The 21992-nt window shown below is 59.8% G+C and carries 16 protein-coding genes; 7 read left to right on the top strand and 9 right to left on the bottom strand.

The window, feature by feature from the left end:
- Positions 1 to 269 precede the first annotated feature (269 nt).
- Entirely contained in the window at positions 270 to 2336 is a 2067-nt protein-coding gene (locus tag DPA2511_RS16120) for a TonB-dependent receptor family protein (RefSeq protein ID WP_015854806.1), read from the top strand.
- Positions 2337 to 2444: 108 nt separating this feature from the next.
- Here the strand turns inward: DPA2511_RS16120 and DPA2511_RS16115 are convergent, their stop codons facing one another.
- The 9 genes from DPA2511_RS16115 to DPA2511_RS16080 form a co-directional block, all read right to left on the bottom strand.
- Positions 2445 to 3560, bottom strand: coding sequence for an ABC transporter substrate-binding protein (locus tag DPA2511_RS16115; protein ID WP_015854805.1), 1116 nt, complete (start codon positions 3558 to 3560; stop codon positions 2445 to 2447).
- 189 nt (positions 3561 to 3749) lie between these two features.
- Positions 3750 to 4928: a type III PLP-dependent enzyme gene (locus tag DPA2511_RS16110; RefSeq protein WP_015854804.1), complete on the bottom strand. Its 1179-nt coding sequence runs from the start codon at positions 4926 to 4928 to the stop codon at positions 3750 to 3752.
- Positions 4925 to 6685: an IucA/IucC family protein gene (locus DPA2511_RS16105; protein WP_015854803.1), complete on the bottom strand. Its 1761-nt coding sequence runs from the start codon at positions 6683 to 6685 to the stop codon at positions 4925 to 4927. Before DPA2511_RS16105 ends, DPA2511_RS16110 begins: the two co-directional genes overlap by 4 nt.
- Positions 6660 to 7817 carry an MFS transporter gene (locus DPA2511_RS16100; protein ID WP_015854802.1) on the bottom strand — a complete coding sequence of 386 codons (1158 nt, stop codon included), beginning with the start codon at positions 7815 to 7817 and terminating at the stop codon, positions 6660 to 6662. The genes DPA2511_RS16105 and DPA2511_RS16100 overlap by 26 nt, the downstream gene beginning before the upstream one ends.
- Positions 7817 to 8920, bottom strand: coding sequence for an IucA/IucC family C-terminal-domain containing protein (locus tag DPA2511_RS24010; protein ID WP_226376610.1), 1104 nt, complete (start codon positions 8918 to 8920; stop codon positions 7817 to 7819). The genes DPA2511_RS16100 and DPA2511_RS24010 overlap by 1 nt, the downstream gene beginning before the upstream one ends.
- Positions 8842 to 9531, bottom strand: coding sequence for an IucA/IucC family protein (locus tag DPA2511_RS24005; protein ID WP_226376609.1), 690 nt, complete (start codon positions 9529 to 9531; stop codon positions 8842 to 8844). The genes DPA2511_RS24010 and DPA2511_RS24005 overlap by 79 nt, the downstream gene beginning before the upstream one ends.
- On the bottom strand, positions 9531 to 10697 hold the full coding sequence (locus DPA2511_RS16090; protein WP_015854800.1) for a siderophore biosynthesis protein PvsA: 1167 nt from the start codon (positions 10695 to 10697) through the stop codon (positions 9531 to 9533). The genes DPA2511_RS24005 and DPA2511_RS16090 overlap by 1 nt, the downstream gene beginning before the upstream one ends.
- A gap of 37 nt (positions 10698 to 10734) precedes the next feature.
- Positions 10735 to 11499: an HpcH/HpaI aldolase family protein gene (locus tag DPA2511_RS16085; RefSeq protein WP_015854799.1), complete on the bottom strand. Its 765-nt coding sequence runs from the start codon at positions 11497 to 11499 to the stop codon at positions 10735 to 10737.
- Between the two features lie 348 nt (positions 11500 to 11847).
- Positions 11848 to 12627, bottom strand: a complete 780-nt coding sequence (locus tag DPA2511_RS16080) for a MipA/OmpV family protein (RefSeq protein WP_015854798.1) — start codon at positions 12625 to 12627, stop codon at positions 11848 to 11850.
- Between the two features lie 163 nt (positions 12628 to 12790).
- On the opposite strand from DPA2511_RS16080, the gene DPA2511_RS16075 reads away from it, so the two are divergent.
- The 6 genes from DPA2511_RS16075 (at position 12791) to DPA2511_RS16050 (ending at position 21705) form a co-directional block, all read left to right on the top strand.
- Entirely contained in the window at positions 12791 to 13486 is a 696-nt protein-coding gene (locus DPA2511_RS16075; RefSeq protein WP_015854797.1) for a response regulator, read from the top strand.
- Positions 13483 to 14691: a sensor histidine kinase gene (locus DPA2511_RS16070; protein WP_015854796.1), complete on the top strand. Its 1209-nt coding sequence runs from the start codon at positions 13483 to 13485 to the stop codon at positions 14689 to 14691. Before DPA2511_RS16075 ends, DPA2511_RS16070 begins: the two co-directional genes overlap by 4 nt.
- 312 nt (positions 14692 to 15003) lie before the next feature.
- Complete coding sequence (locus DPA2511_RS16065; protein WP_015854795.1) at positions 15004 to 16137, top strand: efflux RND transporter periplasmic adaptor subunit; 1134 nt, start codon at positions 15004 to 15006, stop codon at positions 16135 to 16137.
- Positions 16137 to 19202 (top strand): efflux RND transporter permease subunit, encoded by a 3066-nt coding sequence (locus DPA2511_RS16060; RefSeq protein WP_015854794.1) that lies wholly within the window; start codon positions 16137 to 16139, stop codon positions 19200 to 19202. Before DPA2511_RS16065 ends, DPA2511_RS16060 begins: the two co-directional genes overlap by 1 nt.
- 138 nt (positions 19203 to 19340) lie before the next feature.
- A complete protein-coding gene (locus tag DPA2511_RS16055; RefSeq protein ID WP_015854793.1) occupies positions 19341 to 19733 on the top strand; it encodes a winged helix-turn-helix transcriptional regulator in 393 nt (130 codons plus the stop codon).
- A 424-nt stretch (positions 19734 to 20157) separates the two neighbouring features.
- Entirely contained in the window at positions 20158 to 21705 is a 1548-nt protein-coding gene (locus DPA2511_RS16050) for a methyl-accepting chemotaxis protein (protein ID WP_015854792.1), read from the top strand.
- Positions 21706 to 21992: the final 287 nt, after the last annotated feature.

Below are 21992 nucleotides of genomic sequence, written 5' to 3'. Positions count from 1 at the left end.
GCTGTGTAAATATAGGTAAATGAATAATGATAGTGATTATCATTCCAGTTGTGGGAAATGCAAGGGCTTCATCCACGATTTTTTTGAGCAAAAGTTTCAGCCTTGTGCGGCGCTGTGACGATGATTTTTAAAATAATCATTAGTTATCATATAGATGACATTCGGTGCGGTTTGGTTGTTTTCTGTTAAGAAACGTCTATATAATGATAATTATTCGTGAAACAATAGTCATTCTCATTAGTGCACATCATTTAGGGATAATTATTACGATGCAACGTAGCCGTATAGCCAGCGCACTGGCGCTGATTTTTGCCAGTAGTTCCGTCTGGGCACAGGAAGACAAAATAACTGTCAACGGTGATTTATTAGGGGATTCACGCGCTGAACAGGTGAAAACGTATCCGGGGAACCGTACCGTCATCAGCAATGAGCAGCTTGAAAAAGGCGCCAACCGTACTCTGGATGACGCCCTGCAACGTGTTCCGGGGGTCAAGATTCAGGACGAAACCGGTACCGGCGTCTTGCCGCAGATCGCCGTGCGCGGGTTGTATGACAGCCGCAGCGGGCGTGCGCAGATCCTACAGGACGGTATTCCACTGGCGCTGGCGCCTTACGGGCAGGAAGGGATGTCGCTGTTCCCGGTGACGTTCGCCTCGATTGACCGTATCGATGTGGTGCGCGGCGGCGCGGCGGTACAGTATGGCCCCAACAACGTGGGCGGGGTGATCAATCTGGTCAGCAAGCCGATCCCGGTGAAATGGGAAAACGAGATCGCCGAGCGGGCAACCTTTTACGGCAAAGGACGCAATCTGTGGGACACCTATCTGCGCACCGGCGGCATGGTGAATGACAGCTTCGGCCTGCAGGTGGAAGCCAATCAGGTCAAAGGCAATTCCTTCCGCGAGCACAGTGCCAGCGATGTGCAGAACTACCGTATCCGCGGGCTGTGGAATATCAACGAAGACACATCGCTCGATTTTTCCTACCAGTATTATGATGCGCATGCCGATCTGGCGGGGGCGCTGACCGCGGCGGATTATGAAGCCAGTCGCCGCAAGAGTACCCGGCCTTACGATGATTATGACGGGCATACCAAGCGCTACAGTGCAGTGTACAACCAGCAATTGGGCTCGCTGGGGTTCATCGATTCCGCCGAATTTAACTGGACGTTCTTCGGCCATGAATCCAGCCGTGATTTCCATGTCGGAATGAGAAGCTCCTCGACCGAAACCTGGAACCCGTCGCTGCCTGCGCAGATTGTGCAGAACTCGCCGCGCGACTTTAAGGTCTGGGGTACCGAACCGCGTTTAAGCATGAACGTGTATGGCGACAAGGTGAACCAGCAATGGACGGTCGGCGGCCGTTTTGTGAAAGAAGACATCGATTATCAGGTCAAACAGTACCGCTTCGCCACCAACGCCTATACCACCACCCGCGACTGGAAATTTAACGACGATGCCTGGGCCGGCTATCTGAACAACGCCGTCAAGCTGTTGGACGACACCCTGACCATCACGCCGGGCGTGCGGTTTGAACATGTCAGTGAAAAATACCAGGATCGCATCAGCGGGCTGAGTACCAGCGCGCCGGACGACCAGTGGCTGCCGGGGCTGTCGGTCGGCTACCAACTGACGCCGAGCTGGTTCCTGTACGCCAACGCACAGAAGAGCCTGCGCCCGGCGCAGGTGACTCAGATAGTCAAAGGCGGCGATGTGAGTTCGGAGCTGGCCTGGAACTATGAGAGCGGCGTGCGTTATACCCCGACGAAAGACGTCAGTCTGAACGCGGGGCTGTATCGTATCGACTACAAAGATCAGATCTCCTACGACAGTGCGACGGATTCCTACCTGAACATCGGGAAGACCCGCCATCAGGGGATCGAGCTGGAAGGCTTCTGGAAACCGGCCGCGGTAGAGGGGTTAAGCCTGCATGCCGGTTACGCCTGGCTGGATGCCGAGCAGGAAAACGGCGTCAACAAAGGCCGGCGCGTGCCTTACTCTTCCCGTTCCCAGGTGACGCTGGACGGCAGCTACGATTGGCGGGGGACGACCTTTACGCTGGCGGGCTACTACTTCAGCAAGTCCTTCTCCGATACCGCCAACTCGACGGTGGAAAACAGTTCCGGTTCGGTCGGCCCGCAGCCGTCCTATTGGGTGTGGAACGCGCAGGTCAGCCGCGAGTTGTACAAATCTGAACGCACCTCGCTTACCGGTTATGTGGGCGTGAACAACCTGCTCGACAAGGATTACTGGTTCCGGGGCGTCGATACCAGCCCGTGGGGACGTCAGCCTGCGCCGGGCCGCTCGTTTACCGCCGGGATGAGCTACAAGTTCTGATGACTATAACCGCCGTCATTATCGTCTGAACGAATATGACGGCAGAGATCGACAGGGGGAGGCGTTTGACGAGCGCCTCCCCCTGTGTTTATGGGCGGTGTGTCGACATTACAGCGTCAGGAAAAACAGACCGCTATATTCCACGCCGGTAAACGCCTGAAACAGCGCTTCCAGATCGGCCTGCGGGTTCACCTCGGCGAAGGCGTCGGGATGGAACAATTTCGCCATCGCTTCCAGCGCGATGACGTTGAATGGGCTGTCGTAAAACTGGTGATACATCGCCATCACCCGCTTCTCTTTCACCGCCTTGAGTACCGACAGGCTGTTGCGGGTCATCAGCTTTTGTAACCGAGGCAGCGAGGCCTCACGGGTGGTGCCGTAACCGAGCGGTACCGCTTGCGACACGCCGCCGCGCTGGCTCCAGTCGGCGCCGCTGAGCAGATAGATATCAGGGTTGCTGGTAATCACCTGTTCCGGATTGACGTCCGCGCCCTGCGGCGGAACCAGCCCGGCACCGAGATTCTTCCCGCCGGCCACCTCGATAAACTGGCCGAAACTGTTGCTGCCGAAGATCGCGCAGCATTGGTCGCCGGTCATACCCGCATGGTTTTCAAACAGCACTGTCGGCCGCCGTTCGGCGGGGATCGGCGCCACACGGCGCTGAATGCGCTCGAACAATTGTTGGTAGCGGGCGATAAACCGTTCCGCGTTCGGTTGCTCGCCGAAAACCTGCCCCAGCAGACGGATGCTGCTGAGCGTGTTGGTCATCGGCTGCTGGCGAAAGTCGATGAAGATCACCGGGATCCGGCTTTTTTCCAGCAGCGCCAGGGTGCCATTCCCCTGTAGCTTGGGTTGAATGCCGATATCAAACACGATCAGATCCGGGTGCTGCGTCAGGGCACGCTCAACGCTGAAATCGGTACGGTAGGGATTGGCGAACACCGGGATCTGGTTCAGAGCCGGGTAGCGGCGGGCGAAATGGGCGGCCATATCCGGCGCCCGGGTGGTCAGGGAATCGTCCCAGGCGATGATGCCTTTCAGCGGCGTGGCCGGGTGAATGATGTTCAGCGCCAGCAGCATTCGGCTGTCCGCCAGCATGACCCGCGATACCGGCGCATCGACGCTGACGCTGCGGCCGGCGATATCGACGACGGTAACGGGGGCGGCGGCAACGCCGGAGACCAGACTGCACAGCAGCAGGCAGCGATAGAGGAAGGAAACCATAGTCTTGTCTTGACTCCTTGTTTTATCGGGAAAATTTCCCGGATTGTTTCCCAAAAGGCAGAAAGCGTCGGCGTTGCATGAGCCGTCGGCAAACCGGCTGGCGGTTGCCTTGCACGTCGACGGGAGAACAGTCTGAAACAATAACATCAACGGAGCAGGGTGTATCGCCCTGCTCCGTGAGTGCGCGGGTTATGGCAGATAAATCATTTCCGGCGGCGCATGCATCAGGAAATTCTGGTGGGATATATTCCAGGCATAGGCGCCGGCGAGGTGGAATACCAGCCAGTCGCCCGGCGCCAGCGCCGCAACAGGCTGCTGGCGTGCCAGCACATCTTTGGGGGTGCAGAGCTGGCCGACCAGCGTGATCGGTTGCTGTTCTACCGTCGGCGGCAGGTGTTCACGGCGCAGTACGCTAAACGGGTGGTTATGGCCCTGCGCCGCCGGCGTGCGGAAGTGGTGGGTGCCGCCGTGTGCGATGGCGAACCATTCCCCAAGATTTTTTTTCACATCCAGCACCTCCATCACGTAATAACCGCAGGCGGCGCTCACGTAGCGGCCGCATTCAAAGCGCAACCGCAACCCGTGGCTGCCGGTTTGTGCAATGACTTGCGGCAACTGGCGGCAGAAATCCTGCCAGTCGAAATGGCGCTGCGGATCGAGATAGTTAATGCCGATGCCGCCGCCGACGTTCACCACCGGTACCTGAATATCGAATTGCCGCTGCCACTGATGCACGGTGTCGAGGTAGCGGCGCATCAGCGACAGGTGCGTTGCCACCTCCAGCTGATGCGACATCAGGTGAAAGTGGAATCCCTGTAATTTCAGCCCGCGGCTGGCTTTGATACGGGCGATGGCTGCGGGCAGTTCGGCGACATCAAGGCCGAATGGCGTCGGTTTACCGCCCATCATCAGCCGGGTGCCGGTCACGCCCTCCAGCGGAATATTCATGCGCAGCATGATGTTGACCGGCGTCGCCAGCCGTTCGGCGCACTGTTCCAGCCGTTGCAGCTCGTTCAGGCTTTCCACATGCAGCGCATCAATCCGCTGCGCAACCGCCTGCTCCAGTTCTGCGGGCAGTTTGCCGGGGCCGCCGAAAATCAACCGGCGGCCGGGCACCTGTTCCGTCAGCCAAGACAACTCGCCGCCGGACGCGGCTTCAAAACCGTCCACGCTGTCCGCCAACGTGGTGAGGATGGCGGCATCCGGGTTGGCCTTGGCGGCATAGAACAGTTCGCAGCCGGGCGGCAGCGCCGCCTTCATGGCGGACGCATGTGCATGCAGCGCTGATAAATCATAAACATAGGCGCAGAAAGGGGCGGTGCGCGATGACTGCAACCGGCTCAGGGTCTGGTAAACGGCGGGGGTCATGCCGGGCTCCTCATCGGGTGATGGATCAAGGTGTAATCCGCCTGTTTGTCGGCGCGTTGCAGCAGCCGGGTGCGCAGGTTGTTCTTGCTGGGGATCGGCGCGCCGGCCAGCAGCGCGGCGATCTCCGGCTGATCCCGCCAGGATTCGAGCCGCACAGACAAGGTTTGCCACAGCTGTCGCTCCAGCGTGCGGTCGCCGGCCGCCAGATGGAACACGGCTTCGGACAGGTTGTTGATCAGCAGGCAGTAGGCGATGCGCTGCCAGCCTTTTTCCCGCGGATAGTAGACCGACTGACGCGCGCGTTCGGACATCGCCGCCAGCGACGCCGACGGCCAGCGCGCCGGATCGAGCTTGGTGCCTTCCAGATCGCGCACCCAGATGCGGTGCGGCAACGTGTCCCGCAGGCCGATCAAGGTGTTTTGCAGGTGCGGTTCAAACACGATGCCTTCATCAAAAAATGCGCCCAGCACCCCCGGCAACAGCACGGCCAGATAAGCATCGAACCAGCGGATCGCCGCCTGCTGGCGGGTCAGCCGCTGTGTTTCCGCCAGTTGTTGGATCAGCGGCGCGATCTGGCTATCGCCGTGGCGATCCCAGGCGAACAGCGCGCCCGCCAGTGCGACATCGGCGCTGTCCGGCAGGTTTTCGCGGTACAGCAGGCCGAAGCATTCTTGCAGGTGAAGGACGTCCGGCTGCTGTTCCGGCGTGGCGATGACGCTGAAATCCAGGCTGGTGGCGGCCGGTTCGCGCATGATGCGGAACCCCGGCACGCGGGTTTCGATGCGGTTGAACACGTCGTTAAGCTGTTCACTCAGGCGTACTGCGCTTTCCAGCTCATACCAGGCGTTTTTGCGCACGCAGTTGGTCAGCCTGACGTGGATGGAGCACTTGAGAAAATAGGGCAGCCCGGCGCGATACAGGGTACGCACCGACGACGTCGGATACATCGCCACCCCGCGCGGGCCGACCGGGGTAATCAGCCCCTGGCGTTCAGCCTGTTGATACAACGGCGAACGGCGAATGTGTTCGACCTCCCAGGGGTGGCACGGATAGAGATGGGGCTCGCCGGCGAGCGTTTCCAGCATGATCGGCGCCTGCGCATCGCCCTGGTGCTGCAACAGTTGTGGGTCGATGCGGAACCAGTACAGCGGAAAGTGCGCCCCCACTTCCGGCGAGCAGGCCAGCAGTGCGTCCCGCGTTACGCCGCTGCGGCTTTTTGGGCTGGGATGCAGCGGATGGCCCCACAGCAGCCCCTGTTCGCTGCGGATAAAACCGTCCTGTTGCCCGGACGGCGGCGCCGCGAGGAAATCCTGCGTGACGTCGATGCTGTTTTCAATTTGCTGCGCCAGCTCGTGGTTGAATGGCTGTTCGAGCTGGGCCGCCATTTCTTCCTGAATCAGTCGCAGGGTCTGGGCCGCGCTGATGGCGCGCCAGGGTTTGCCGAACTGTTTGACGAACGGCGCGCTGCTGTAGCGCCCTCGCGCCAGCAGGCTCCAGCGATCCGCCTTGATCGCCAGCGTTTTCTCGCTGGCCGCCAGTTCGATAACGATAGTCTCACCCGCAATCATCTTGCTGTTCAGCGCCTGCGGGATATTACCGCCGTCGGCGCGATGAACCCGGCGTGCCGGCAGGGCGAATTCACGGATGTAGCAGTTGAGCAGTGCCGTCAGCGTCTCGTATTCCGCTGCCTCCCGCAATGGCGAAGGGGGCGTCGAGGCCGGTTGATGTTCCTTATGGGCGGCGAACGATGTGAACATAGGTGGGTTCCTTTACATGTCGTGACAGAAGAATAAACAGCCCCAGCACGGCGGCGATCGCGGAGGCGACAAACGGCGCCTGCACGCCGGCCTGGGGGATGAGCCAACCGGCGGCCAGCCCGGCCACAACACCGGCGCTCTTACCGACGGCATCCAGCCGTCCGAACCAGTGCCCGGCGTTGTGTTGCCGCGTCGCCCGGCTAATGTGCTGATTCAGGCCGATATAGCCGAGAAACATGCCGATGCCGAACAGGCTGCGGGCGCTCAGCAACGCGGCGGCGCTGTCCAGCAGGCTGTGCCACAGCGCGGCGATCGCCATCAGCGACAGCCCGACGACCAGATAGCGCGGTGAGGGCGATCGGCGGGCGGTCAACGGCAACAGCAGCAGATAGAGCAGATGGGGCCAGCTGTAAAACAGGCCGATAACCCAGGGTTGCGTCAGCCAGCGTTGGGCGTACGGCAGGAAATAGGGGAATGTGGCCACCATGGCGAAGTTGAACAAAAATTGCAGCGACAACAGCGCCAGCAGCGGCGGAGATGGCGGGGTGCCGTCGCGCGTCGCCGGCTGAATGCCGGCGACGGTATCGGCGGGCAGGGTGAACGCCAGCAGCAGACCGCCCAGCGGCAATAGCGCCAGCCACAGATAGAGGCTGAGCGTTAATGCGGGAAACTGGCTGAACACATATCCCAACCCCACCGGCGCGGTCAGCAGCGCCAGCCGGGCGGAGAATTGCGTCCAGTTCAGCGCCCGGCCGAGATCGTCGCCATGCAGGCTGACCGCCAGATAACCGTTGGCCGCCGCCAGCGTACCGCCCGCCACGCCTTGCAGCAGCAGCGCGGCGATCAGCCACGGCAGCGAGGGCGCCAGCCCCGCCATCACGAATGCGACGGTCAGCCCGGCCAGCGCCCGCAGCAGCGACAGCCGCCGACCAAAACGATCGGCGAATCGGCCCCAGGCGCCGGCGCACAGCGCGGTCATCAGCGTGGGCAGGCTGTAGAGCGCGCCAACCCACGGGCTGGCGGCATCAACCCCTAGATCCCCCAACAGTCGCGGCAAGAACAGGGGGACGCCCAATATGGTAAACGCGGCCAGAAAATGGCACGCCAGCACCACCGCCAGCACCCGGCGCATCAGATAGCGTCCCGCCGTAAAAAGTTGGGGCCGCTGTACCCGTAGTATTTATTGATATCCGCCGCGCCGGAGGCCTGCTTGCTGAGCAGGCTGCCGCTTTGCAACAGGTATTTGACCGGCTGTCGCGGGTCATCGAACAGAACCTGTCTGGCAAATGCGGTGTCCGTACCCTGTTGCTCCAGCTGTGCGAGCGTCGTCGCCAGCGCGTCGCGCAGCGTTTGGTAGGCGCCGGCGCGCTCAACCAGCCCCCGGCCGGCGAGGTTTTCCAGTACCGCCGCCAGATCCAACTGCACGGTGATGGTCATGAACATCTGCGCGAGCGCCTGTTCGTCGTCTACACGGATACGGTCGTCGCGCAAAGCCGCCAGCCGGGCAGACAGATCCGGCCGGGCGGCGGCGAAACGTGATGGCCACAAGCGGGCGGCGTCGTTGTCTTTCATCATCAGCGACAACGGCTGATGCGGCGTGAAGCTCAGGATGGCGTTCTGCTGATTGGACTCCAGCGCGATGCCGTAACGCAGCCACAGCGTCAGGTGTACGTCCGCCATGAGCTGGCAATATTCGCGCCACCAGGACGCCAGCGACGGCATACCGGGCTGATCCAGCACCGCGCAGACATAAGGGCGGCCATCCGGCATATCGGCGCCGAGCGCCGCCACCGGCGCCAGCGTCTCACCCGCTAACGGGGAGGGATAGCGACGCAGCAGAAACGCGAACAGTTTTTCCTCGCCCAGATGGCCGCAGAAGGCTTCGTCTACGTGACGGTAGCGCCCCTGCAGCAGTGGATCCTGTTGCGCCAACAGCGGCAGCACCTCGGCGAACCACTGGCCGTCGTACAGGGTGGAGGGCTTGATCAGGCGGATGTTCTTCTGCCCCAGCGTGCGCATCGCCAGCGGCATCTTGAGGTGATCGCCGGGGTGTTCGGCAAGCTGAACGGTGCGCACCGACAGCGTGGGATACACCGACACGCAGGGTTCCGGGGCGGCCACCGCCTGCGCCGGCAGCGTGTCCAATTGCGTCCAGGTCAGCGGATGTACCGGCAGCAGCTCGTGGGTTTGCGCCAGCGTCTCGGGCAGCCCCGGACCTGATGAAAGCTGGGCCACCAGCCGGGGCGCGCGTCGGGGTTCAGTCGCGTCAGCGCCGTGCGGGGCAGCGCCAGCCAGCGCAGTGAAAACGGCTGGCAGAATTCCGGCGCATACTGCGTCAGCTGTGTCGCGCTGAAACCGAATTTGGCCCGCGCCGTCGGGTAATACGGGTGATCGAGATAGCTGGCGATTTGGTCTGCGTGGCGCAGGCGTTCGCCCCAGTCGCGATCCGCCGGCGGCGTCGCCAACAGATCGGCGAGCCGTACAAACGCCTGCCGACACAGTTCCCCCTGCTCGCAGGCGGCGTCGGCTTCTTCCCGGTAGTTCCGGTACAGTGCGCGGGCGTCATCGTCGTCGGGCGGCATCAGCAGATCCAGCCAGTCGGCGTAGCCGTGCCGATCCAGCCAGCCGTCCTGATGCCGTTCCTGCCAGGCCGGCGTTGCGGCGACCCAAGGTTGCATGTAGTCGCTGTCGCGCACGCGCAGGCGCAGCGGCACCCGCAGGTGTGAGGCGTACAGCCAGCATCCGTCCTCTTCCCGACGGATAGTTCCCTGGGCAATCAGGTCGGCGACGTTTTCCCGCAGGCAGGCGTTGATGATGCGCAGAGTGATGTAGTCATGTTGATTCATCAGGCGATTTCCCACGTAAGCTGTTGCAGCGTTTGCTGATAGAGCCGTTCCAGTTGCTGGCGATCGTCGGCCTGTAGATAGAGCACGCCGAGATAGTCTTTATTGGAATGGGTCAGGCTGATGTCATCACCGGCCTGCTTCAGCGGACGGTAGCGCAACCCGTCATGGGCGGCGGGCTGCGGCGCCTGTTTCAACCGGCCTTCCTGCTGCGCCACCAGATAGTGAATCAATGCTTCGGTATGGGAAGGTTGTTGCGGCGGGAGCGGCTGCCCTAAATGCAGTTGCAGGATCGGCGTGAACCAGCCGCCGGGCAGGATACGATCCAGCAGAAATTCGCGACCATCGCCGATGCTGCGATAGTTGATTTCCACCAGTACCGGGCCGGACGGCGTGGCGATGAATTCGCTGTGGCACACACCGAACCCGACGCCGAACCGACGCAGTTGTTCCAGCGCCTGCTGACGCCAGCGTCGGCTGTATTCTCCCTGCCAGCGCGCCTGGGTTTCGATGAAATGCGGCGGTGGCGACAGCTCCACGTCAAAGCCGCCGACAGCCAGCAGATCCCGGCCGTCGCCCAGCGTTTCCAGCGTAAACAGCGGCCCGTCGATGAACTGCTCCAGCAGTAGCGTGGCGCGGGATGCCTGCGGCGCCAGAAACTGCTCCAGCGCCTGTGGGGTTGGCATTAATGTGACGTCCATAGACGCGACGCCCTGGCTGGGTTTGAGCACCAGCGGCCAGGGCCAGCTTGCTTCTACGCGGCTGTCCGGCAGCAGTTGGCTCGACCAGGTGCTGGGCAGACCCAGCGCCGATAGCCGTTGCCGCATGCGCCATTTCTCTTTGGCGGCATAGCAGATCCGCCAGTCTTTGCCCGGCAGATCCAGTGCGGCAGCGGCGATGGCGGTGGATGTCTGTAGGTGATCGCTGTTGGAGAACAACGCGGCAGGTGTGATGCCGTGGTCGGTCAGCGTGTCGAGGATGGATAGCGGATTGAAAACATCGCATTCCAGAATGGCGGCGGCGCCGTGCAGTACCTGATTGTGGGCTTTGCCCTGATCGGTCAGCAGCAGAACCGGATAGCCCAACTGCCGTGCTGCGGGGATGAATCCCTCAGTGACTGCGGCGTTGACGACGTGGGTGACAATCACCAGGGGTGCGTGTTGCGACATGATATTTCCTTGTGTCATGACGAAAGAAAGTGAGGTGTCAGGACGGCTTCACGTCATGAAGCCGCTGGCGAAGCGTGCGAAATAGAAAGCCGCGATCTTCGCCGCACAGCCATAACCGGATGCCGGCCTGTCGCCAGTATTCCTGCTGTTCCGGCGTGCGTGGGTTGGCGCAAAACGGGATACCTGCCCGCTGACAGCGTGCCGCCAGGTGACGCAGCCGGGCTTCGACATCAGGATGATGCGGCGTGGGGCCGAGGCCGAGATCCAGCGCCAGATCGAGCGCGCCTTCCATCACCAGACTGACGCCTTCCACCGCCAGAATATTGTCGATCTCCCGAATACCGGCGGCGGACTCGATCATCGGGATCAGCAGCAGTTCGCTGTTGGCTCGGGCGATGTATTCCGGCAACGGCAGCGTGCCGAAGCCCGTCACCGGGCCACCGGTCATGCCGCGTCGGCCGGCAGGAGGAAAGCGCATGGCGTCGCGTACCGCCAACACCTGTTCAGCGCTTTCCGTCTGCGGGATGACGATACCGTTGGCGCCCAGATCCAATACCCGTCCGATCAGTTTTCGGTCGGGGCCGGGGATACGCACCAGTGGGCTACATCCCTGTGCTTGCGCTACCGCGATACAGTGTTGCAGTAGCGTTTCATCGTGCGGTTGGTGTTCCATGTCGAGGAGTACAAAGTCGTACCCGGCGCAGGCGATCATCTCGACCAGCATCGGGTGGGGCACCGAGTTCAGGATGCCGAACGCGGATTGGGGGCCGAGTAACGGCCGGTTCAGATGAGTGGATAGCATTGCAGTCCCGTGCTTGCTTTTAAGTGATAATGGTTATCACTTAAATTATCATTAACATCTTGGCGGGGAGGTATAAATTTTTGTTATTAATTATGAGTAAATCTTAACGAAATCCTTACGGTTGGGCGGGGATTGCCTGAATGCATCTACGTAAACGCGCGTGGTTGCTGGGCGCAACCGGGAAGATGCCGGCGGCAGGCTGGCGTGTGAAACGCGGGTGTATACCCGTCATATGCCGTTTGCCTGTCGCTCGAATGAGTGAGGGGATTGGTATGCTGGCGACGACAAAGGCCGCCAGCCTGTGGAGAGCCCTGCAAGGAGGGAGATGATTCGTCGCACCGGCTCGGCTCAGAAGCGATACGTCACGGCGATCGTCCCGTCACCCTGATTGGCTCGGTAGACGATGGGGCTGTCCGAGACCTTGTCATTCAAACGGGTATAGCCCGCGATGAGGCTGACGGCCCAAGACCTGTCAAACTGATGTGTCCAGAACAGGGCAAGCGATTGTCCGTATAGCCCGCCGCCGGGACGGTAAGCTCGATAGCCGGAGCGCTGACTTTGCGCGGAGCTGACACCGTAGAACAGGGTGTTATAACGGGCGTCGCCGAAGAGTAAACTGGCCTGAAAGCCCAATGAATCATCTTGGTTTTTAAAGAAAATATCGGTTATCGATCCTTGGTATTGCCCCCCCTGACTGTCGGTCAACGGCAGTATGGCTTTGGCGGCCACCGACAACCGATCGGAGAACTGCCAGCCGATTTCGATGCCGGTATTCAGCGCGCCGTCGATCGTGCCCATGCCTTGTAGCCGATGCGAGCCATCGCGCCAGCTCGAGTTGCTATCGGTTCGACCGAATGAATAACCCAGCGTCTGTTCAAGATAAAAACCGCCGACCTGAAGATCGTAACCGATACCTTTATCGGTATCGGCGAAGAACGCGCCCTGGCGCGCCTGGAACACCGGTAGCGGGTTCCAGTAATAATCGCTGGCGCCGCTGTAACGTGGGGCGTAGCGGGAAGCGAGGCCGACGGTAACGCCATCCTGCTCGGCGGGATTATTGTCGTCCGCCTGTGCGATACCGGTGTTAAGACAAAAAATAGCCGTTATAAAAACGGGAAAATATTGCATGATCGGTCTGACTCCTGATCGGGAGAGTATTTCCCCGTAAGCGGGGATGTTGTGATAAATGTTCCCTGATGTTGTATGAACGCGGTGACTGCCAGGGATACTATGAACCGGCCGCGTCAATCTCCGGTCAGTGAATAATCAAGAGTTTATCAAGAGGGCCCTCATGAGCGCGAAACGCATTCTGATAATCGAAGACGACATGGATGCCGCCAGCGTGCTGGAAGCCTATCTAAAGCGCGACAATTTTCTGGTTGAGCTGGCGGGCGACGGGCTGCGCGGCCTGGAAGTGGCCCGGTGCTGGAACCCGGATCTGATCCTGCTGGATGTTATGTTGCCGGGCATGAACGGTATTGACGTGCTCAGTACGCTGCGTCGGAAAAGCGACGTACCGGTCATCATGGTGACGGCCATCGGCGATGATGCCGACAAAATCGGCGCGCTGCGTTACGGGGCGGATGATTATGTGGTGAAGCCCTACCACCCCGGCGAAGTGGTGGCGCGGGTGCATGCCGTGTTGCGTCGCGCCAGCGGCGCGCTGAAGAGTGACAATGTGCTGGTGTATGACGCGCTGACGGTGGATCAGGATGCGATGGTGGCGATCGTCGCCGCGTCGCAGGGCGCGCGGCAAATGCTTGATCTCACGCCGACCGAATTCGCGCTGCTGACGACCCTGCTGCGGGCGCAAACCCGCGCCTTCTCCCGTCAGGAATTGCTGGAAGCTTGTCTGCCGGAGAGTGAGGCGCTGGAGCGGGTGGTGGACACGCATATCTACAATCTGCGCAAAAAGCTGGAAGCCGTCGGCATCAGCGGCGTGTTATTGACGGTGCGCGCCGTAGGCTACAGGTTCAGACAACCATGAAACGACCGGATAACGCCTATTCGCTCTGGCGCTGGCTCTGCAAGCGCATTTTATCACTGGCTATCGGCGCGGTAGTGCTGATAGCCGTCTCCATGTGGTTGCGTTACGCGGTCTGGAATCTGTGGGTGATGCACAAGATGCCGGAATCGGTGCGCCAGGAATTTCAGACCCTGCTGAAGAACCCGAATCTCGATCGGGCGCGTTTCCACGACATCGTCGATACCTGGTTCGGCATTGATTGTTCCATTCCCGCTATCGCCGACAGCGACTGGATGCTGCTGTGTGGGTTGGTGATGGTGGCGATCCCGCTGATTGTGCTGCTGGGTTTATGGGCGGCGCGGCCATTGTCGTTGCAGTTCAGCCAGATCGCGCTCTCCGCCCGCGAGGTGGCGCAGGGGCGTTTTGCCGCCCGCGCCCAGTTTGTAGCGGGCGCACCGGCGGAATTGCAGATGCTGACGCGCAATTTCAACCTGATGACCGCCCAACTGGAGCGTTATGAGCGCGAGCTGCGCGCTTCTCACGTCGCCATGGCGCACGAATTGCGCTCGCCGCTGACGGCGGCGATGGGGCGCCTGCAAGGGATGATCGACGGCGTGTTCGAGCCGGAGCCGCGGCAACTACAGATGGTGATGAACCCGCTCGGCCACCTCAACCGGTTGGTGGATGATTTGCATCTCTTGTCGATGGCGAGCGCAGGTCAACTGGCGATCGACCGTTCCCCGCTCAGGCTGGCGGATTTGCTGCGGGATCGCATCGCCTGGCTGAAACCGCACGCGGAGGCGGCCGGTTTCTCGCTGGTGCTGCACGATTGTGCGGCGGACTGTGCCCATGAATGCTACGCCGACCCGGTGCGGCTGGGGCAAGTATTTACCATCCTGATGGAAAACGCGCTGCGCTATGCGGCGGAGGGAAAGCGGTTGGATATCGCGCTTGAACGCACCGACGGCAACTGGACGGTGGCGTTTCGCGACTATGGCGCCGGCGTCAGCGAGACGTTTCTACCCAAAATTTTCGAGCGTTTCTCCCGGGCGGATACCTCGCGGGCGCGCCATTCCGGCGGCAGTGGCTTGGGGCTTTCTATTGCGCTGGCGATTTGTGAAGCGCACGGCGGCACGCTAAATGCGCAGAACCATCCGCAAGGCGGCATGCTGTTTACGGTGACGTTGCCGGACTCGGGAACATACTCAAGGTTAACGTTATGTTAATTATGGTTTTTATCGATATTACCCGCTGGGTAAGTTGATCGACCGGGGGCTGCTACAGCCCGTGGAAGAGGGCGCCCGTTCTTATACCGCGAAGTTTTCTAACTCATATCTGATTCGTGGGGTGATTAAGGTTCTGCGTGAAGACGGGTTTATGCTGGCTTTGTCATGTAGTGCCCGGTGTTGAAACACTGAGCGGACGCTTTTCGCCCGTGGTGAGATTTTTTTTCTTCTTGATAATTCCTTGATGAAGCATGGAATGAATCTGGAAACGGAGCCGGTTTAATGGTCGCGATTCATTGACAGGAACCGATCATGCCGCATTCAGCTTCTCTCTCTTGGGTAATGTCCTTCGTTATTCGATATATGCGCCGCCGCAGGCTGCCGACAGGCGCCATTCTGCTGGCGGCGTTTCTGCTGTCTGGGTGCGACGGTTCGCCGGGCGAGTCCTCCGCGCCGGCGCCGCGCCCGGTTCGAACCGTGATCGTCACGCCGTCGACCGACGGCGAAACCCTGTCCCAGACCGGCGAGATTCGTCCTCGTGAGGAAACGGCGCTGGGGTTCAGGCTGGATGGGCGCATGATTACCCGCACGGTGGACATCGGGCGCCGGGTGAACGCCGGGGATCTTATTGCGACGCTGGACAGCCGCGAGAGCGAAAACCAGTTGCAGAGCGCCAACGCCGATCTGACCAAAGCCGTCGCGGCTGAGCGGCTGGCGGAGCAAACCCTCAACCGGATGAAGCAACTGGCGCCGAATGGCGCCATTTCGCGGGCGCAATTGGATGAGGCGCGCTCCAACTGGGCTGCGGCGGTATCGGCGCGTGAAAGCGCCCAGGTTGGCGTGAAAAGTGCGCAAGATAAGCTGGGATATACCCGGTTGACTGCGCCGACGGCAGGGGTAATCACCGCGGTTAGCGCCAACCCCGGTCAGGTGGTCAGCGCCGGCCAGGAGGTGGTGCGCCTGGCGACGTTCGCCGGGCTTGATGCGGTGTTCAACGTGCCGGAGCGGCTGGTGACGGCTGGTCTAGAGGATCCGCCGGTCGCGGTGTCCCTGATTTCCAACCCGGCGATACGGGTGATGGGGCGGGTTCGGGATGTCAGCCCGCTGGCGGACAACGAAACCCGAACCTGGCGGGTGCGCGTGGCGCTGGATAACCCGCCGCCGGCGATGGCATTGGGGGCGACGGTGTTGGGCGAGGTCACGTTGCCGGCCGAGAGCCGTATTACGCTGCCGGCGTCGGCGCTGACCCGGCAGGGCGATCATCCCGCGGTGTTCGTGGTGGATCCGAAAACGCTGGCGCTGCGTTTGCAGCCGGTGACGATCAGCCGTTATCGCGCGTCGCAAATCGACGTCGCCGCCGGGTTATCGGCGGGGGATAACGTCGCGGTCGCCGGCGTCAGCACGCTGCGGGCCGGAGAAAAAGTGACATTGATGGAGGCGCGCTGATGGCATCGCTTGAACGCCGGACAGGCAATCTTTCCGCATGGGCATTGGCTCACCAGCAGTTGGTGGCGTTTCTGATGCTGGTGATTATGGCGGCCGGGGTGATGAGTTACGAACGTCTGCCGCGCAACGAAGACCCGGCGTTTACCATCAAAACCGCCGTGGTTTCCGCCGCCTGGCCGGGCGCCACCGTGAGCGATACCGTCAGTTTCGTTACCGATACGCTGGAGAAAAAACTGCAGGAAACGCCCTATCTGGACTACATCGAAAGCTATACCCAGGCTGGCCAGTCGGTGATTTTCGTCAACCTGCGGGACGATACGCCGCCGTCTGCCGTCCAGAATATCTGGTATCAGATACGCAAGAAGATGACCGATACCTTGCCGAGTCTGCCGGATGGCGTGAGCACGCCGGCGGTGAACGACGAGTTCGACGACACCTTCGGTACGATTTACGGCTTTACCGCCGAGGGTTTTTCTCCCCGGGAGCTGCGCGACCAGGTCGATGATGTACGGAGTGCGTTGTTGACGCTGCCGAATGTCGGGAAGATCCAGGTATTGGGGGCGCAGGAAGAGCAGATCATCGTTGCGTTTTCGCCGCGCCAACTGGCGGGGATGGGGCTGGACATGCAACAGGTCATCGCCGCCCTCAAAGCGCAAAACGCGGTCAGCCCGGCGGGCACCGTTCGTACTGCGGATGATCGGGTGGCGCTGCGGGTCAGCGGCGCATTCGCTTCGGAGCAGAATCTGCGGCAGGTCACGTTACATATCGGCAATCGTTTTGTGCCGCTCACCGATATCGCCACACTGACCCGCCAGAGCGCCGAACCGCCGACGCCGGCATTTCGCGTCAACGGGCAGCCCGCTATCGGGTTGGCGGTATCCATGGCGGCGACCGGCAATATGCTGGAGTTCGGCCAGGCGCTGCGCGACAAAATGACCGCCATCGGTGCCACTCTGCCTCATGGGATTGACGTCACCCGCGTGGCCGATCAATCGGCGGTGGTGGACGAGGCGGTGAACGGTTTCGTCAAGGTGCTGCTGGAGGCGGTCGTCATCGTATTGGCGGTGTCGTTTGTTTCGCTGGGCAGCCGGGCCGGGTTGGTGGTGGCGGCGTCGATTCCCATCGTGTTGGCGATGACCTTTATCGGGATGGAGATCGCCGGCATCGGTTTGCAGCGTATTTCCCTTGGTGCGTTGATTATCGCGCTGGGGCTGCTGGTGGATGACGCCATGATTACCGTGGAATCGATGGTGTCGAGCCTGGAAAAAGGCGATGCGCGAGAGCGGGCGGCGACCCGCGCTTATGAGACCACCGCGTTTCCGATGCTGACCGGTACGCTGGTGATGGTGGCCGGTTTTATCCCGGTGGGGTTCGCTGCATCCAGCGCCGGGGAATACTGTTATTCGCTGTTTATGGTGGTGCTGATCGCGCTGATCTGTTCCTGGGTTGTCGCCATCCTGTTTTCCCCTTTGCTCGGCGTATGGTTGTTGCCGAAAACGATGCGTGAACATCAGGCCGAATCCGGCTGGCTGGGACGCGGCTATGCGCGCTTGTTGGCGGTTGCGCTGCGCTACCGTGGGCGCGCTTTGGCGATTGCCGTGCTGCTGTTGGGGTTGTCGGTGGTGGGGGCGTCGCGCTTAGAGGGGGAATTTTTCCCGGCCTCTGATCGCCCGGAGTTGTTGATCAGCCTGACGCTGCCGCAAAACAGTACACAGTCGGCGACGGAACGAGACGTTGCCCAACTGGAAAAAATGGTACAGGACGATCCTGACGTGCTGCGTTTTTCCAGCTATGTCGGATCAGGGGCGGTGCGTTTCTATCTGCCGATGGATGTGCTGCTGGATCGGGAAAACATCGCGCAGCTGGTGGTGGTGGCGAAAGGGCTCAAGGCGCGGGATACGCTGCGCGCCCGTCTTGAACAGCGGTTGCAGCGCGAGTTCAGTCATCGGGTGACGCGCGTTTCTCCGCTGGAGTTGGGGCCGCCGGTGGGTTGGCCGCTCAAGTACCGGGTCAGCGGGCCGGATATCAACAAGGTCAGAGACATTGCCAATCAGTTGGGGGCGCTGGTCAGCGGCAATCCTTCGACGCGGGCGGTCAACCTGACGGCGGGGGAACCGGAGCGCGTCATCCGTGTGGATGTGAACCAGACGCAGGCGCGCGCCGTCGGCATCAGCTCGCAGGATGTGGCCAGTGCGCTGGCGACCCTGTTCTCGGGCGCTACCGTCACCACGGTGCGCGATCGCAACCGGTTGGTGGATGTCGTGATGCGCGCGAACGATGCCGAACGGCAGACGATAGAGACGCTGTCCAACCTGCAGTTGCGGACGGCGGACGGCGGGCAGGTGCCGTTGCGCCAGATCGCAACGATGGGGTATGGCGTGGATGACCCGATTGTCTGGCGGCGTCAGCGTATGCCGTTCATTACGGTGCAGACGGATATTGCGCCCGGTATGCACGCGCTAACGGTGTCGCAGGCGCTGGCGCCCAGCGTGGAGCGATACCGCAGCACCTTGCCTGCCGGCTACCGTATTGACGAAGGGGGAACCGTGGCGGAGTCGGACAAGGGCAACAGTTCGGTGTATGCCGTGCTGCCGGTGACGTTGCTGGTGATGCTGGTGTTGCTGATGGTACAGCTGCAACGCTTTTCCCGGATGCTGCTGGCGTTGCTGACGGCGCCGTTCGGGTTGATCGGTGTGGTGGCCGCTATGTTGCCGACCGGTACGCCGATGGGGTTCGTCGCGCTGCTGGGGGTGATTGCGCTGGCGGGAATGATCATCCGTAATGCGGTGATCCTGATCGGCGAAGTCGACATTAACGTCGCCGCCGGCATGGCGGCGGATCAGGCGATTTTTGCAGCGGCGCGTCATCGCTCACGGCCGATTATGTTGACCGCTTGTGCAGCGATTCTGGGGATGATCCCTATCTCCCACCAGGTGTTCTGGGGGCCGATGGCGTTCGCGATCATCGGCGGTCTGGTTGCCGCTACGCTGTTGACGCTGACGGTGCTGCCCGCCGCCATCAGCCTGGTCATGCAATGGGAAGGGGCGAAAATGCGCCACGTTTGATGCGTGAGACGGTGTTTCCTTTGAGACATCAGGCTGTAAATGGCGCAAAAACAACGTGAATGGCTAAACTTATTGCTTAGGCGAGGGGAAATACCTACCCTCGTGCAATCAAGGGATTCAGCCAGGACATCAGCCATTATGATTACGTCGGAAACAGTGATCGCGGAGGTATTGCGTAAAGGGGATTTATTGGCGGCAGCATGCCCATCCCGGCAGATCCTTCAGCACATTACCAGCCGATGGGGAATACTGATCCTGATCGTCTTGCAATCGAAAACTATGCGTTTCAGCGAGTTACGGCGTGTCATCAACGGTGTGAGCGAGCGGATGCTGGCGCAAACGCTGCAATGCCTGGAAGGCGATGGGTTGATTAACCGTGTGGCGTTTGACGTGGTGCCGCCGCATGTGGAATACAGTCTGACCCCGTTAGGTCTTGAAGCGGCGGAGAAAGTGCAGGTGCTGGTGAGCTGGATCGAATCCAATCTCCCGCGCATTTTGGCTCACCAACATCAAAGCGGTTCAGCCGGGTAATGCTGCGTTTGCCTTATTCCATTTCCCTCATGCCTGTCAGTTAAACACGAATGCCCGACGATCGTCGGGCGTTACCTTCTGGATTATCCGCGTGACTGTATCGTGATGGGGCGCTATCCGGTGGGATTTCTTGCTGGCGGGTATTTGTTAAGCATGCTCATTATTTTCGGTAGGGTAAAATTAAAAACTGCTATTAATTCTCTTTCCCGTTTTTAATTAATGCCTTGATTTAAAAAAATAAAATATTATCTGGTAGGATCTTTTCTGTATTGAAAATAAACAATAAAATCAATTAGTTGTTTTATAAATGTAAAAAAAGTGTGATCCAAATCAAACAATCGCTGTGGACGAATGAACAAAGCAAGCTAAACACCCACATACTTTAAAAAAACCATATTAATAAGATGTTTTTTAAGGGGGTGTTATGCGCAACAACCAGCCTGTTACACAGCATGAGTACCAGTTCGACAAAGACTCAACGTTGATGTCGGTCACTGATGTCGATAGCCATATTATTTATGCCAATGACGTTTTTATTACCGTCAGCGGTTTTGATCCTGATGAAATCGATGGTCAGCCTCACAATATGGTGCGCCATCCGGATATGCCGGTAGAAGCGTTTGGCGATATGTGGAATACGCTTAAACAGCAGGAACCCTGGTCGGCGCTGGTCAAAAACCGACGTAAAAACGGCGATCATTACTGGGTGCGAGCGAATGCCGTGCCCATCGTGCGCAACGGACGTACTACCGGGTATATGTCGGTGCGTACCCAGCCGGAGCGTCAGGATATTGAGCAGGCGGAAACGCTTTATCAGAAAGTTCGCTCAGGTCAGGCCAAAAACGTGCGTTTTCACAAAGGAATTGTGGTGAAAACCGGTGTGTTCGGGATGTTTTCCCGGGTTCGGATTATGCCGATGCGCTGGCGTCTGCGCAGTGTGATGTTGTTGACCCTGCTGGCGAGTTTTATCGCCTATTTCGCGATTCACCGCGATATCGATGCAGATTTTATCTCTTCCAGCCTCTTCAGTGTCGTGCTGTTGTTGGTGCTTGATGTGCTGTTGGAGTGGCAGTTGGTCAAACCGATTGAAAAACTGAAACGGCAGGCGTTGGATATCGCCACCGGCAATGCAACCACCCTCCATTATGATGAGCGCACCGATGAAATCGGTACGATTCAACGCTCTGTGGGTCAACTGGGGTTGATGTTTCGCTGGCTGGTGGATGATATCAGCCTGCAGGTCAGTAATATTCGTCATGCCAGTGATGATTTGGCCAGCGGCAGCGAGGAGATGAGCCGCCATGTGGAACAGACGGCGGCTAACGTGCAACAAACGGCGGCGGCCATGAACGAAATCAATACCACGGTACAGACCAACAATGCGACGACGAGCGAAGCCAGCAAGTTGGCGTCCACGGCCAGTCAGGCGGCGCAGGTCGGCGGTAAGGTGATTGGGCAGATGGAACATACCATGGATAGCATCGTGGCCAGTTCGGAGAAAATCGCCGGTATCACCTCCATTATCGATAACATTGCGTTCCAGACTAATATCCTGGCGTTGAATGCGGCGGTAGAGGCCGCCCGGGCCGGCGAGCAAGGCAAAGGGTTCGCCGTGGTTGCCGGTGAGGTGCGTAATCTGGCGCAACGCAGCGCCAGCGCCGCGCATGAAATCAAAGAGCTGATTGACGTCAGCGTCGACAAGGTGCGGATCGGTTCGCAGCAGGCGAAGGAGGCTGGGGAAAGTACGCACGGGATTGTGATGCAAGTAAATAATGTCAGCGAACTGATCGCGCATATTACGGAGTCGACACGCGAACAAGGTGTTGGGTTGAGTGAAATTGACCGGGCGGTGGAAGATCTGGAGCGGATCATGCAGCAAAACGCCACGCAGGTGACGAACAGCGCTCATGCCTCCGAACAACTGAGTATGCAGGCCCATCGTCTGGAACAGGCGTTGCACGTCTTTCGGTGACAAGCGTCAATTGCCGCTCCCCATGGTTAACCCCATGCGGGAGCGGGAATGCGTCACATGGACAAGCATTAGCGCTGTGTTATCCGTCAATTTTATCCGTTAACGTCAGAAGGGCCGCCGCTGGAACAGGTGTGGCGCTTTTTATTTATGATTAAAACAGATTTATGATTAAAACAGGGTTTCAATATTCCATTGTTTTTTTATTGCCTCTGAGATGCCGGGAAATAACATCTTTATGTCAGTAAACTTCCTTTGTGCTTTTATTCTCACTTCTTGCTAACCCATCG

The organism is Musicola paradisiaca NCPPB 2511 (assembly GCF_000400505.1).
Lineage (GTDB): Bacteria > Pseudomonadota > Gammaproteobacteria > Enterobacterales > Enterobacteriaceae > Musicola > Musicola paradisiaca.
Note: the sequence above shows the minus strand (reverse complement) of the source record. Positions and strands in the feature narration are given on the sequence as shown.

What these genes read in the sequence shown, in the direction of transcription:
- DPA2511_RS16065 (WP_015854795.1), top strand. Translation starts at nt 15,004, where the DNA reads ATGCCGCATTCAGCTTCTCTCTCTTGGGTAATGTCCTTCGTTATTCGA.
- DPA2511_RS16055 (WP_015854793.1), top strand. Translation starts at nt 19,341, where the DNA reads ATGATTACGTCGGAAACAGTGATCGCGGAGGTATTGCGTAAAGGGGAT.
- DPA2511_RS24005 (WP_226376609.1), bottom strand. Translation starts at nt 9,531, where the DNA reads ATGAATCAACATGACTACATCACTCTGCGCATCATCAACGCCTGCCTG.
- DPA2511_RS16070 (WP_015854796.1), top strand. Translation starts at nt 13,483, where the DNA reads ATGAAACGACCGGATAACGCCTATTCGCTCTGGCGCTGGCTCTGCAAG.
- DPA2511_RS16100 (WP_015854802.1), bottom strand. Translation starts at nt 7,817, where the DNA reads ATGCGCCGGGTGCTGGCGGTGGTGCTGGCGTGCCATTTTCTGGCCGCG.
- DPA2511_RS16115 (WP_015854805.1), bottom strand. Translation starts at nt 3,560, where the DNA reads ATGGTTTCCTTCCTCTATCGCTGCCTGCTGCTGTGCAGTCTGGTCTCC.
- DPA2511_RS16085 (WP_015854799.1), bottom strand. Translation starts at nt 11,499, where the DNA reads ATGCTATCCACTCATCTGAACCGGCCGTTACTCGGCCCCCAATCCGCG.
- DPA2511_RS16120 (WP_015854806.1), top strand. Translation starts at nt 270, where the DNA reads ATGCAACGTAGCCGTATAGCCAGCGCACTGGCGCTGATTTTTGCCAGT.
- DPA2511_RS16080 (WP_015854798.1), bottom strand. Translation starts at nt 12,627, where the DNA reads ATGCAATATTTTCCCGTTTTTATAACGGCTATTTTTTGTCTTAACACC.
- DPA2511_RS16060 (WP_015854794.1), top strand. Translation starts at nt 16,137, where the DNA reads ATGGCATCGCTTGAACGCCGGACAGGCAATCTTTCCGCATGGGCATTG.
- DPA2511_RS16050 (WP_015854792.1), top strand. Translation starts at nt 20,158, where the DNA reads ATGCGCAACAACCAGCCTGTTACACAGCATGAGTACCAGTTCGACAAA.
- DPA2511_RS16090 (WP_015854800.1), bottom strand. Translation starts at nt 10,697, where the DNA reads ATGTCGCAACACGCACCCCTGGTGATTGTCACCCACGTCGTCAACGCC.
- DPA2511_RS16075 (WP_015854797.1), top strand. Translation starts at nt 12,791, where the DNA reads ATGAGCGCGAAACGCATTCTGATAATCGAAGACGACATGGATGCCGCC.
- DPA2511_RS16105 (WP_015854803.1), bottom strand. Translation starts at nt 6,685, where the DNA reads ATGTTCACATCGTTCGCCGCCCATAAGGAACATCAACCGGCCTCGACG.
- DPA2511_RS16110 (WP_015854804.1), bottom strand. Translation starts at nt 4,928, where the DNA reads ATGACCCCCGCCGTTTACCAGACCCTGAGCCGGTTGCAGTCATCGCGC.